General features: G+C 59.5%; 13 protein-coding genes. 5 read left to right on the top strand and 8 right to left on the bottom strand.

Going from position 1 to position 12,143, the window contains the following annotated elements; genetic code table 11:
- Positions 1-7 precede the first annotated feature (7 nt).
- The 5 genes from mltG to recA are packed head-to-tail and all read right to left on the bottom strand — an operon-like array spanning position 8 to position 5,761.
- Positions 8-1,042 (bottom strand): endolytic transglycosylase MltG, encoded by a 1,035-nt coding sequence (mltG, locus tag Q7U39_18600; protein MDO9119971.1) that lies wholly within the window; start codon positions 1,040-1,042, stop codon positions 8-10.
- Positions 957-1,598, bottom strand: coding sequence for a Holliday junction resolvase RuvX (gene ruvX, locus Q7U39_18605; GenBank protein MDO9119972.1), 642 nt, complete (start codon positions 1,596-1,598; stop codon positions 957-959). The genes mltG and ruvX overlap by 86 nt, the downstream gene beginning before the upstream one ends.
- The gene (gene alaS, locus Q7U39_18610; protein MDO9119973.1) at positions 1,546-4,179 is read right to left on the bottom strand and encodes an alanine--tRNA ligase; all 2,634 of its coding nucleotides are present in this window, start codon (positions 4,177-4,179) and stop codon (positions 1,546-1,548) included. The genes ruvX and alaS overlap by 53 nt, the downstream gene beginning before the upstream one ends.
- The gene (locus Q7U39_18615) at positions 4,176-4,667 is read right to left on the bottom strand and encodes a regulatory protein RecX (protein ID MDO9119974.1); all 492 of its coding nucleotides are present in this window, start codon (positions 4,665-4,667) and stop codon (positions 4,176-4,178) included. Before Q7U39_18615 ends, alaS begins: the two co-directional genes overlap by 4 nt.
- 11 nt (positions 4,668-4,678) lie before the next feature.
- Complete coding sequence (gene recA / locus Q7U39_18620) at positions 4,679-5,761, bottom strand: recombinase RecA (protein ID MDO9119975.1); 1,083 nt, start codon at positions 5,759-5,761, stop codon at positions 4,679-4,681.
- A 227-nt stretch (positions 5,762-5,988) separates the two neighbouring features.
- Here recA and Q7U39_18625 point away from each other — a divergent pair, with 227 nt between their 5' ends.
- Complete coding sequence (locus tag Q7U39_18625; GenBank protein ID MDO9119976.1) at positions 5,989-6,627, top strand: hypothetical protein; 639 nt, start codon at positions 5,989-5,991, stop codon at positions 6,625-6,627.
- Here Q7U39_18625 and thpR read toward each other — a convergent pair.
- Genes thpR through Q7U39_18640 form a run of 3 tightly spaced genes read right to left on the bottom strand, consistent with a single transcriptional unit; the run spans position 6,624 to position 9,131 of the window.
- Complete coding sequence (thpR, locus tag Q7U39_18630) at positions 6,624-7,232, bottom strand: RNA 2',3'-cyclic phosphodiesterase (protein ID MDO9119977.1); 609 nt, start codon at positions 7,230-7,232, stop codon at positions 6,624-6,626. The genes Q7U39_18625 and thpR overlap by 4 nt on opposite strands.
- Positions 7,229-8,530: a competence/damage-inducible protein A gene (locus Q7U39_18635; GenBank protein MDO9119978.1), complete on the bottom strand. Its 1,302-nt coding sequence runs from the start codon at positions 8,528-8,530 to the stop codon at positions 7,229-7,231. The genes thpR and Q7U39_18635 overlap by 4 nt, the downstream gene beginning before the upstream one ends.
- A 16-nt stretch (positions 8,531-8,546) precedes the next feature.
- On the bottom strand, positions 8,547-9,131 hold the full coding sequence (locus Q7U39_18640) for a hypothetical protein (GenBank protein MDO9119979.1): 585 nt from the start codon (positions 9,129-9,131) through the stop codon (positions 8,547-8,549).
- Between the two features lie 159 nt (positions 9,132-9,290).
- Here Q7U39_18640 and Q7U39_18645 point away from each other — a divergent pair, with 159 nt between their 5' ends.
- The 4 genes from Q7U39_18645 (at position 9,291) to Q7U39_18660 (ending at position 12,117) form a co-directional block, all read left to right on the top strand.
- Positions 9,291-10,013: a chlorite dismutase family protein gene (locus Q7U39_18645; protein MDO9119980.1), complete on the top strand. Its 723-nt coding sequence runs from the start codon at positions 9,291-9,293 to the stop codon at positions 10,011-10,013.
- 196 nt (positions 10,014-10,209) lie between these two features.
- A complete protein-coding gene (locus Q7U39_18650) occupies positions 10,210-10,428 on the top strand; it encodes a hypothetical protein (protein MDO9119981.1) in 219 nt (72 codons plus the stop codon).
- Positions 10,429-10,455: 27 nt separating this feature from the next.
- On the top strand, positions 10,456-11,634 hold the full coding sequence (locus Q7U39_18655) for a hypothetical protein (GenBank protein MDO9119982.1): 1,179 nt from the start codon (positions 10,456-10,458) through the stop codon (positions 11,632-11,634).
- A 51-nt stretch (positions 11,635-11,685) separates the two neighbouring features.
- Positions 11,686-12,117, top strand: a complete 432-nt coding sequence (locus Q7U39_18660; GenBank protein ID MDO9119983.1) for a cytochrome c maturation protein CcmE — start codon at positions 11,686-11,688, stop codon at positions 12,115-12,117.
- Positions 12,118-12,143 lie beyond the last annotated feature (26 nt).

The following is a 12,143-nucleotide window of genomic DNA, read 5'->3' on the forward strand; positions in this document are numbered from 1 at the left end:
ACTCCTTCTACATTCGGCCGCGATGGGCGCGGGAGAAAAACTGCTTTTGATATTTGTCGACGGCCTTATTATGTTCCGTCAGCGTGGCGGAAAACTGATGCGTCCCGTCATTCTTCGACACAAAGTACAGGTACGGCGAAACCGCTGGAAACAGCGTAGCCCTGATCGCCTGCGCTCCCGGGCTGGCGATCGGCCCCGGCGGCAGACCGGCCCACCGATAGGTGTTGTAGGGGCTGGGGTGCGAGAGATCCTTCTTATGGAGATTGCCGTCGAAATCCGGCAATCCGTAAATCACGGTGGGGTCGCTCTGGAGGGGAATCTTCCTGTGCAACCGGTTGTGGAACACCGACGAGATTTGCGGCCGTTCCTCCCCCGATCCCGTTTCCTTTTCTATGACCGATGCCAGCGTCAGCACCTGATGGAGCGTGAGATGAATATCCTTTGCCCGAGCCTGCCATTCCGGAGTGACCACTTGATTGAGCTGCTCCACCATCGTCCGGATAACCTCCTTGGCCGACACCGGCTTGGGAAAGCGATAGGTATCGGGATAGAGATAGCCTTCCAGCGTCTCGGCGGAAATCCCGAGCGTCTTGATGAAGCTCTTATCTTTGACCAGACGCAGAAACTCTGTGCGATCCGCGATCTGATGCTGCGCCAGGACGTCGGCGATCTGCACCATCGTATAACCCTCGGGAATCGTGACCGCATGCAGGACCACCCGCCCGGCCATCAGCTTGGAGAGAATGTCGACCGGAGGCATCGCCGGATTCAGTTCATATTCGCCGGGACGGATCTTGCGTTCCGCTTCAAGGGCCTTGCCGAGCAAGACAAACGCCGAGCGGCTCTTAATGAGCCGTTCGCGCTCAAGCAGACCCGCGACATGCTGAAACGTGGAGCCTTCGGCAATGACGACGACTTTGGAGGGAGGATGCTCGGCTTCCGTGACGACCGGTGCTTCAGCCCATTTCATCATCTGATACGCGGCCACCCCGGCGAGTCCGGCGGCGAGGACGAGCACGATGAGGATCACGCGCAGCTTCATAAGGGCGTCCGGCTACTTCGTGGTGCCTGTGGTCCGGCTCTCCCCCTTCTTCGGTCTCCGTCGGATGACCTTGAACCGGAGAAGGTGACTGAGCCTCCAGATAACTCTGTAAGAGGATGGCGGCGGCAATCCGGTCGACCATCCCTTTGCGTTTCTTCCAGCCGACATCGGCCGCGATGAGCAGCTGTTCCGCATCCTTCGTGGTCAGCCGCTCGTCCCAGGTCACCACCGGAACCGGTAACGCGTCGGCGAGCCGCTCCAGAAACTGATGCACTGCCTGCACCGCCAGGCCCTCTTCGCCGTTCAGCCGCAGCGGGAGGCCCAACAATACTTTCCCGACTTCGTGGGTCTTGACCAGATCCAGAATGTGGGAAATATCCAGATCCAGCGTCTGCCGCTCGTAGGTCTCTAACGGCTGAGCGGTCCAGCCCAGCTCATCACTCAAGGCGACGCCGATCCGCTTGGTGCCGTGATCCAGTGCAAGAATACGGCTAGGCATGAGTTTACCGCTGAAGGGCAGATTCGACCAGACCAAAGACCTTTTCCAGCGCGGCATCGAGACGGGATACATCCTTGCCGCCGGCCTGGGCCATCTCGGGGCGACCGCCACCCGTGCCCCCGACCTCCGCGGCCAGGACCTTAATCAAATCTCCGGCTTTGAGCTTGCCGATCAGATCTTTCGTGACCACGACGAGGAGGGCGACTTTTCCGTCATCGGTCGCGGCGCCAAGCGCCACGACGCCGCTCTTCATCTTATCCCGCAATTGATCGGCCAACGCCCGCATCCCGTTTACGTCCAACCCGTCGGTCCGTTGCACATGGACCGGCACGCCGGCCACGGTCTTCGCGCTCGACGCCACCGCCGACCCGCTGGCCATCTTGAGTTTCAGCTCTTCCAGCTCCCGTTCTTTATCCTTGAGCTGTGAGAGCACCTTGCGAGTCTTACTCACCAGTTCAGACGGCCCGACCTTGAGGAGATCGGATAATTCCCGCATTTCGCCTTCCGCCTTCTTCAACAATGCAAAGGCTCCGCTGCCGGTCTGGGCTTCGATGCGCCGCACGCCCGCCGCGACGCCCGTCTCCGACACGATGCGGAACAGCCCGATCTCGCCGGTGTGCCGGCAGTGCGTGCCGCCGCAGAGTTCCTTGCTGAAGGATTCGACCGTGACCACCCGCACCTGCTCGCCGTATTTATCGCCGAAGAACGCCAGCGCGCCTTTGGCGACTGCATCCTGGATGCTCATCACCTCGGTCGAGACCGTTTCATTCTTGCGAATCTCGTTGTTCACCACCGTCTCTATTTCATCGATATCGCGGGTCGAGAGCGGGCGGAAATGCGCGAAGTCGAAGCGCAGCCGGTTCGGCCCGACCAACGATCCGTACTGCTTCACATGGGGGCCTAACATGTCACGCAACGCCGCATGCACCAAGTGCGTGGCTGTGTGATTCCTGGCCGCGTCCTGGCGGGTCGTTGCATTGACCGACATCCGCAGCTGCTCGCCTTCCCGGATCCGTCCCTTCTTCACGATTCCTTTATGCAGAATCAGAGTCGGCGCAGGTCTCGTGGTTTCCTTGATTTCTAACCGGCCTTCCGGACCGACCAACAGACCCTGATCGCCCATCTGACCGCCGCCTTCAGCATAGAACGGCGTGACATCGAGCGCGACTTCCACTTCATCGCCCTCGGCCGCTTCCTTCACCATCCGGTCGGACTTGAGAATCGCCTGCAACACTGCATCGGTGTCCAGCCGGTCGTAACCGACGAACTTTGTCGCGCCCAGACGCCCGGCCAACTCCGATACCGCCGGCCTGGCCGTTTCCTGCTCGAACCCGCCGGTCTTCCGCGCGCGGTTCCGCTGTTCCTCGATCGCCTGATCGAACCCCTTCTCATCGACCGTCATGTCCTGTTCGCGGCAGGCCTCCTGAATGAGGTCCATCGGGAATCCGTACGTATCATAGAGCTTGAAGATATCGGTTCCGGCCAACTGCGTCTTGCTGGATAAACGGGCCTTTTCGATCAGGTCGTTGAGAATCGGCAAGCCCTGGTCGAGAGTGGCGATGAATCGTTCCTCTTCACCCCGGGTGGCTTCCGCGATCGTCCCGGCCGCGGCCTTCACCTCGGAATAGGCCTCAGCCATCTGCTCGACCACCGTCGCGGTCAGTTCATGCAGAAACGGCTCCACGATCCCCAACAATCGTCCATGGCGGGCCGCGCGACGAAGAATCCGCCGAAGCACATAGCCGCGTCCTTCGTTGGACGGCAGCACGCCGTCGGTCATCAAGAAACTCACCGCGCGCAAATGGTCGGCGATCACACGCATCGAACGATCGTTTTGCTCCTTCTTGCCGTACTGCATGCCGGCCCGCGTACCGATGGCCCCCAGCAACGGTGCGAACAGATCGCTGTCGTAGTTGCTCAAGACTCCCTGCGCAACCGCCGTCAGCCGCTCCAGCCCCATGCCGGTATCGATGCTGGGCTTCGGCAAGGGATTGAGCTTCCCCGAGGCATCACGGTTGTACTGCATGAAGACGAGGTTCCAGATCTCGATGACCCGGTCGCCCTCGCCGTTCGGCGTATCGTCGCCCGGCACGGATGGTCCTTGGTCGAAATGAAGTTCCGAACAGGGTCCGCAAGGACCCGTATCGGCCATCTGCCAGAAATTGTCTTTCTCACCGCACCGGACGATGCGGGAAGGAGACACGCCGATTTTCTTCCAGAGCTGGTCCGCTTCATCATCCTCGCGGAAGATGGTGACCCACATCCGGCTCTGGTCGAGACCGACCGTCTTGGTCAGAAACTCCCAGCCGAAGAGGATGGCGTCTTCTTTGAAATAGTCCCCGAACGAAAAGTTCCCCAGCATCTCGAAAAACGTATGATGCCGCCGGGTGTAGCCGACATTTTCCAGATCGTTGTGCTTTCCGCCGGCCCGCAGACACTTTTGCACCGTCACGGCGCGCTTGTAGGCGCGCGTCTCCTCGCCCAGAAACACGCGCTTGAATTGATTCATCCCGGCATTCGTAAAGAGCAGGGTCGGATCGGCCTGGGGAATCAAGGCCGAGCTCGGCACCGACTGGTGCCCCTGCTGCTCGAAATACCGGATAAATGCCTGGCGAAGCTCGCGCGCACTATTCTTCATGACTCAAGTCCCTCATGTCCAAAGCGAGCTCGTATAGTACGCTCGATCGTCTCTTCTTCGAAACCCCACTGACGTAGGAGGCGGACGGCCTGTACGGACGTCACTGGCCGCCCCTTACGCTGCCAGGATTTCAGCGCCCGTGTAGCGAGGATATCGTCATCCACATCGGGAAGGGCCTTCTTGACAGCCCTTTCAGCAACGGCGTCCTGAATCCCCTTGGCCTGCAACTCGGCTAACAGGCGCTCACGCCCCATCGGCTGTCGAGCCAACCGGCTCTCAAGCCACCGCTCGGCGTAGGCCCGATCGTCGAGATACCGGAGATCGGACAACCGGCTGATCGCCTGTTTCGCCTGGGCCGCCGCCGCCCCTTTACTCAACAAGAACTGCTCCACCTGAGCCGCAGTCCGATCCCAGCGAGCCAGATACCGCACGGCAAGATGCATCCACTCTTCGGGAGACGATGGCGACGTCCGATTCTTCCCACCCACAGGTCTGCCGCCTACTTGTGCGCCCGCTTCTCCTCACTCTTCTCCGTCTTTGCCGCAGGCTTCTCTTCTTTGGGCTCCGGCCGCTTCGCATTGCGGGCAGGCACCCCGGCCAGTTCGCGAAGCTTGGCTTCAACTTCCAATGCTACAGCGGGATTATTCTTGAGAAAATCTCGCGCTGCGTCACGGCCCTGGCCGACCCGCTCACCTTTATAGGAATACCAGGCTCCGGACTTATCGATGATTTTCTTTTCCACACCGATGTCGACCAATTCACCAGTCTTCGAGATACCTTCGGCAAACATGATGTCGAACTCCGCCTGGCGGAACGGCGGCGCCATCTTGTTCTTGACGACCTTCACGCGCACCCGGTTCCCCATCACATCCTGGCCTTCTTTCACGGACTCGATGCGACGAATATCGAGGCGAACCGAGGAATAGAACTTCAACGCATTACCGCCTGTCGTGGTTTCCGGATTGCCGAACATCACCCCGATCTTCATGCGGATCTGGTTGATGAAAATCAGCGTCGTCTGAGACTTGGAGATAGCCGCAGTCAGCTTGCGCAAGGCTTGCGACATGAGCCGGGCCTGCAAGCCCATATGGGAGTCACCCATTTCGCCTTCGATTTCAGCCCGCGGCGTGAGCGCGGCCACCGAGTCCACCACGATCAGGTCGATGGCTCCGCTCCGGACCAGCGTTTCGGCGATTTCCAGGGCCTGTTCGCCGGTATCCGGCTGGGACACGAGCAATTCGTCATCCTGCACCCCGAGTTTTTTAGCATAGGTCAAATCCAGGGCATGTTCCGCATCGATGAACGCCGCTACGCCGCCGGTCTTCTGGACCTCGGCGATACAATGAAGCGTCATCGTGGTCTTGCCCGACGATTCCGGGCCGAAAATTTCAATGACCCGTCCGCGAGGCAGGCCCCCGACCCCGAGGGCGATATCGAGTCCCAATGACCCGGTCGAGATGGCCGGGACATCGGCAGGACGTTCGTCTGCCCCCAGTTTCATGATGGCGCCCTTCCCATATTGCTTCTCGATCTGGGAAAGGGCCAACTCTAACGCGCGCTTTTTGTCGTCTTTCTCTGACATGAGCATCTCCTACAGAATTAGAAGGAATCAGGAAGAGGGATTATACCCAAGCGAGAAAAGGAAACCTAGAGCGGAATAGCGGTCCGGCGACCGGTCTCATACGCAAATCCGTCCATTCGACTGCCCTCAATCCTCACGACTTCGACTCACGAATTATTCCCCAGATGATAGCGGGTTTACTTGCTATGCTGTACATACCCACCGCTGAGCAGGCACGGCCCGGAGAGATGATGAAGATATATGAACACAACGATCCAAACTCCTTACGCCCCCGGTCCCACCCTTGGACCGACGGTGAGTCCGATCCTGCTCACAAGTACTATGATTTTTGCACAAGGCCTGAACTCATCCGGTCGTCGATTGAGGATCTGCAGGAGTGGAGCGCCTATGCGGCGACCGAAACCTTTTACCGGCTCCTTGAATGGCTCAATGGACCAGAATCCGCCATGGAGTCCAATGACTGCGCCTTCAACGGGGCAACCGCCACTTTCAGTACAGAGCGCTCCAAACGCCTGCAGTGCTCCGGACGCCTGATGATTCTCTACCGGAACCTGGCGTGGAACACATCGACCGAGCAGATCGACTGGCTGACCAACGCCACCGCTCACGCCGTGGGAGAAATCGATCCGGGATTTGAATGGGGGGCCGTCGGTGCCACGATCACGTCAGTCAGATTCACCACCCTGCCCGGGCCGCCTGAACGGCAACGGGGGCAGCAACTCATGTTGTCGTTTTGGGCCTGGGGAGAGAATGAGCCTGAGGTCATGGCCAACCTCGATCGTACTTTTCGCAACATGACCGTAGCCCTTCGACAGATTTCCGATGCGATCCGTCGTCCATCGTCAGCCACCGCCCCGAACCATTAACCATTCAACCGCACGTCCCACAACTTCGTATAGACCGAACCGGTCGGCCTCAAGTCGCTCTTGATCAGCGCAACCGACTCCACCGCCAGGGCACCCAATGACAGCGGGCGATCCAACAGCTTGCTCGACGCGAGGGTGTCGCCGAACTCATGCGCCCCGGCCTTGATCCGGGCCAACGTCAGATGCGGGCTCAGGGGTCGGCTGTCCGGCGCGAAACCGAATGAGTCGCACCGGGCTTCGACTGCCGCATGCAACTCAGCCAGCCGCTGAGCCTCATCGCCTCGCTCCCACCGTTCCGCAGCCCCGACCCACAGGACGCGGGGAGCGTGCAAAACGGGAAAGGCTCCCAGCCGCTCGAGCGGAACGGCCAGCACTCGCTGAGCGTGCACGGCCGCAGCAAGCGCTTCGCGCAATGGCTCAATACCCTGCTCGTCGATATCGCCAAGAAATTTGATCGTGAGATGGATCGAGGCTGGCTGCACCCACGAGAGGCGCACGGCCCTCGGCATCTCACGGGCGAGAGATGACTTGAGATCCTGTTGCACTCGCTCGATCTGGGCTCGAACGTCCTCGGACAATTCGACGGCCAGAAAGGCGCGAATCATGTCCGACCACGGTCGATCAGCCAGAGACGCAGAAGATTGAGCGCGGCCTGCGACGACCGCTGCTTGATGACCGATCGATCACCGTGAAAGCGAAACTCTTTTGTGATGGCTCCCCTTGCCCCGCCATCGAGTCCGACATAGACCAATCCAACCGGCTTGGTTGCGGTCGCGCCGCCGGGACCTGCAATGCCAGTGACACTCAGTCCGACCGATACTCCGGCCCGTTCACGAATCCCCTTCGCCATGGCGGCGGCAACTTCTTTACTGACTGCGCCATGGGTGGCAATCAGGTCTTCCGGCACCGCCAGCATGTCGATCTTCGACTGATTGCTATAGCAGATCGCCCCGCGGTCAACGTAGGCGGACGATCCCGGCACCTGGGTCAGGCGATGACCGATCAACCCGCCGGTGCAGGATTCCGCCAGCGCCACCGTCAACCGCTGCTCATGGAGCAAACGCCCGACAACCTCCTCCATCGTCTCGCGCCCTTCGGCAAAGAGACAGTCGCTCAACCTGGTACGGACGTTCTGCGCCAGAGACGACAGCACTGCATCCGAGACCGGCCTGGCCCCGCCGGACTTCGTCGTCAGCGATACCAGCACTCCCATCGGCGAAGCCAGCAACCCCAAGTCGACCGGAAGGCCTTGGGGAATCACCCCCAACAACTGGGCATCGACATCCGCTTCCGGCACACCCCAGGTGTGAAAAATGAGTCGCATGATCGGCTGCGGAGGGATTGTTGTGGACCGAGCGAGTTGATCCGCCAGGAACGGAATGACCGATTCCGTCATCATCGCTTCCATCTCGCGCGGCACACCGGGGAGCGAGATGATCGTCGCCCCCTTCCACGTGAGCAGAAACCCCGGCGCGGACCCGACCGGATTCGCCACCACTGTCGCGCTGGTCGGGATCATCGCCTGCCGCAACTGCCCTTTGTTCGGCGTCCGACCCCACTGAGCCAGCCGCGCCGTCATTCCGTCGAGCGCCGCTTTCCGGCGCGCCAGTCGCCGCCCGGTCGTCTTCGCCACGGCTTCTCTCGTACAATCGTCCACCGTCGGCCCAAGCCCACCGGTCATGATGACCACCCCCGCCCGGCTCACGGCGGTCTTGAGCACCCGCACCATATCGGCCTGATCGTCTCCCACAATCGACTTGAAACGGACCTCGATCCCCAGTCGCCCCAGCACCTCCGTAATAAAAATCGAATTGCTATCGGACCGTCCGCCGACCAACAGTTCAGACCCGATGGCAATGGTTTCAGCAATGACCGAGCGATGGGCGGACCGGGTAGCATGCATATGATGTCATTTCCTGTTATTGAATCCCGGCAAAATCGATGACGAAACTGTCCGCGCCGCCGGAGGCGGGGAACACGGTGATCGTCGTCTTCGCCCGGAGATCAAAATCGTTGTAGTCGAACGACGCCACGACTTTCGCTTTAAAGCGCGGCCGTTCCGGCCAGGCGGCGCTCCGGTTCGCCTGCCCGTCGAATCGCACCGTCACCGGCTTGATGGTGCGCCCGGCTTGATCGAACACGATGTAACTCTCCTGAGCAAAGGCCGGCACATCCCCGAAGATCACGGTGCTCACCAGCATCGTCTTCGTCGAGACGACTTGTGCGACATCGGCCTCGGTGGGCTGCAGCCCCCGCAGCGTCATATGCGTCGCCATCACGGAAAGCGCCCCGAGCTTGGTGATGAGAAATCCACTCGGATGCAGCTCATCTTCGGCGCCGAACCGCACATAAAACGAATCCGGCGCCCGCCCCTCCTTGGCCGCAGCCCGGCCTGCGTCGAGGGCGGCGGCGATCTGTTCGGGACCTGGCAGGCTCTCAATGGCGCCGGCCGGAACCGCAGAGAGGAGCGAGCACAGCATGAAGCCGATTGCCGGGCATTTCATATGAATTCTCTCCGTAACAAGAAGCCCTAACAGATCGGTTTTTCACTGTCAACGAACCCCGCGGCCGGTTCTCGCCCGTTGACAAATCAAAAGACGAAGTGCTAAAGAAACCGCTCTTTACATACCTGCCTTTTCAAGACGTTATACGGAGGAGTTCCGATGTCGAGTCCCGAACAAACCGCACCCGCACAGCCACCCAAGCGACAATTCGTCAATTTCACATTCTATAAAGTCGATCCGGCCTGGCGCCGTCTTCCCGAAGCCGAACGCACCAAGGGGAAACAAGAGTTTCTCCGCGCCGTGGAAGAATATGCCGGTCGCGTGCTCGTCGTCGCCTACTCTGCGGTGGGCATCCGCGGCGATTGCGATATCATGCTCTGGCGCATCAGCTACGAGCTGGAACTGTTTCAGGAAATGACCACGAAGATTCTCGCGTCGGGATTGGGCCAGTACATCATGACCCCCTACTCCTACCTGGCCATGACCAAGCGTTCGATCTACGTGGATCATCATACCCATGAAGGACAGGAGAGCAAGCGCCTGACCGTGGTCCCCGGCAAGGGCAAGTACATTTTCGTGTATCCCTTCCTCAAGACCCGCGAGTGGTTCCTGCTGACGAAGGCGGCCCGCCAGGGCATGATGGACGAACACATTGAAGTCGGCCATCGCTTCCCCTCAGTCAAGCTGAACACGACCTACTCATTCGGTCTCGACGACCAGGAATGGGTGGTGGCGTTTGAAAGCGATAAACCGGAAGACTTCCTCGACCTTGTGATGGCGTTGCGCGAAACCGAAGGGTCCCGCTACACGTTACGCGATACGCCGATCTTCACCTGCATCCGTAAAACCGTGAAAGAGACGCTCGATACACTCGGCGGCTGACAATCCGCTCATGTGACTCCAAACGGCTCTCGGTCCTTTGATCGAGAGCCGTTCTTTTTTTGCCCCCCTGATTCCCCGGCAAAGTGGCGCCAGGACAAGAAACCCGGCCTCCGGCGCAGGGATTCAACTTTGACAGCCAATTCACGCATATGGTACCTGTACTAGGTCTTCTTTCATCATCCAATCAGGTAGGACCATGGCTGATACCACTGCCCTCTATGCACTCAGATTCCCTGACGGATCCGTGAGCCTGTATATTGACGAGCACTACGCCCAAGACCGCGGAATCGATCCGTCCAAACTGGTCCGCATCGAGATTCCTCGGGAGATGTTCATTAACGGCAGCGTGCAGGAGGTTCGCGAATACGTTGCGCTCTATTTGGAGACACACCAGCAGCCAGCCGGGAACGCCTAACCTACGCACACAGGACACACCATCGCTATGCCTTCAACTATGGCCTCTCCCCTCACCGCTGAGCTGATCCAAGACGTCATCGCCAATCTGCCGATCCAGGGACGCATCATGCTCAAGCTGCTTCTGATCCAGCACCTGGACGTGACGCACGAAGAAATCCTGTTCATGGTCTCGGACCGTCCCGATCCCCGTTGCGTCTCCGGAAAGAAGCCGATTACGACGATGACGGAAGAATCGATCTCGGCCATGCTCAGCCGGCGGGATGAGTATCGCCGCCGCGCCCGGCTCCGTCGCGAACGCACCGGGCTGCAATGCACCGCCCTGACGACGCTGGCCGCGACCGCCGAGAAATTGGTTGACCGAACCTCGGCACTCCTGGCCACCCGTGGCGTGTCCGCTGAGGCCATCGCGAATCTCAAAGCGCAAGCGCGTGTGGCCGTTCCGCGCCCTGCGCTGCGCGTGCTGGAAGAACGATGGGACAAGAACGACATCTCGGCGGAGGAATATCAGACCTATCAGCTGGCCATTGAAATGCAACTGCACATTCGTATGGCCGAACGTTTTAAGACCAGACTCGCCCTGGCGGAGCGCGAGCGACAGACCTCCGATCAGACCACGTTGCAGGACCATGAGATCGGCCATATCTGGGGAATTCCCGCCGGCACCTTGGCCGCCAGGAAAGTAAAATTCCTGTCGCAATATCTGATGGCGCTCCAGGCCGCCTTGACCGGCACACCGGCCAACCCGAACAGCATCCCCCCCCTGGATCTCTGGAAAGACACATTGGCGACCCTCTCCCGCACTCCGATCGAACGCTCCATCGCCGCCTACGATGGCCTGGAACAAACCGAGTCCGCCTTGATCGAAAAGCTTTCAGCCTATGTCGTCGGTGCGGTGCCTGAGCCGATTGAAGTCAAGTTTTGGAATTCGCTGGTCTACGGAGCGAGCTCCAATGCGATGCACAGCGAAAACACCCGGACGTTATTCGGGTTGCAGCGGCTTGTGTCCATTCAACAGGACACCGACACCAGCCCTGAAGCGCTCAATGAAGAACTGCTGAAACGGACGGCTCCGCGCCCGAAAGCGGAAAACGCCGCATTGGGTGATTCGTCTGAACAAAAGATCGAGATCACCGATCTTCAGAAACAGATCTTGCACAACTTTATCGGAGAAGACGTCAGCGGCAAAGCCTCAGACAAGTGGTAGAGACAGGCGACCTTGCGAATTGCATTCGCTCAGGTATAATCAGGTTCAACCATGGCAACACAACCAATTAGACGTCGCGGTTTCTTCGTGCTGCTTGCAGTCCTGCTGCCGGCAGTCTTCTCTGTCGTCACCGTCAGCACACTTTCGGTGACATCGGCGGCGGGTCTCCTAGAAATCGCCGAATTGCTGGCCCATCCCGAGCAATACGATCATCAAGACGTCGTGGTGAGCGGGGCTGTGACCAACGTGCAGCTCGCCACTAACCGCCAAGGACAACCGGCGTATGGGTTTCTCCTGAAAGACCAGGCCGGGACGCTCAAGGTGATCAGCCTCGGACAAGCAGAAATCCATGAAGGCGACCAAGTCATCGTCGAAGGCGTCTTCAGTCGTCTGCGCCAAGTCGGCCGTTCGATCGTCTACAATGAAATCAAAGCGCTGTCAGTGAAGCCGCTTAACCGCTTGAATCCCGACCTCGTCGGATAATTGATCGACCTCACGCACAAAAATCC

Origin of the sequence: Nitrospira sp., assembly GCA_030653545.1 — a bacterium.
Lineage (GTDB): Bacteria > Nitrospirota > Nitrospiria > Nitrospirales > Nitrospiraceae > Nitrospira_D.

Coding starts and splice junctions, on each gene's coding strand:
- mltG (MDO9119971.1), bottom strand. CDS start 1,042: ATGAAGCTGCGCGTGATCCTCATCGTGCTCGTCCTCGCCGCCGGACTC.
- ruvX (MDO9119972.1), bottom strand. CDS start 1,598: ATGCCGCGCTGGAAAAGGTCTTTGGTCTGGTCGAATCTGCCCTTCAGC.
- alaS (MDO9119973.1), bottom strand. CDS start 4,179: ATGAAGAATAGTGCGCGCGAGCTTCGCCAGGCATTTATCCGGTATTTC.
- recA (MDO9119975.1), bottom strand. CDS start 5,761: ATGTCAGAGAAAGACGACAAAAAGCGCGCGTTAGAGTTGGCCCTTTCC.
- Q7U39_18625 (MDO9119976.1), top strand. CDS start 5,989: ATGATGAAGATATATGAACACAACGATCCAAACTCCTTACGCCCCCGG.
- thpR (MDO9119977.1), bottom strand. CDS start 7,232: ATGATTCGCGCCTTTCTGGCCGTCGAATTGTCCGAGGACGTTCGAGCC.
- Q7U39_18635 (MDO9119978.1), bottom strand. CDS start 8,530: ATGCATGCTACCCGGTCCGCCCATCGCTCGGTCATTGCTGAAACCATT.
- Q7U39_18640 (MDO9119979.1), bottom strand. CDS start 9,131: ATGAAATGCCCGGCAATCGGCTTCATGCTGTGCTCGCTCCTCTCTGCG.
- Q7U39_18645 (MDO9119980.1), top strand. CDS start 9,291: ATGTCGAGTCCCGAACAAACCGCACCCGCACAGCCACCCAAGCGACAA.
- Q7U39_18650 (MDO9119981.1), top strand. CDS start 10,210: ATGGCTGATACCACTGCCCTCTATGCACTCAGATTCCCTGACGGATCC.
- Q7U39_18655 (MDO9119982.1), top strand. CDS start 10,456: ATGCCTTCAACTATGGCCTCTCCCCTCACCGCTGAGCTGATCCAAGAC.
- Q7U39_18660 (MDO9119983.1), top strand. CDS start 11,686: ATGGCAACACAACCAATTAGACGTCGCGGTTTCTTCGTGCTGCTTGCA.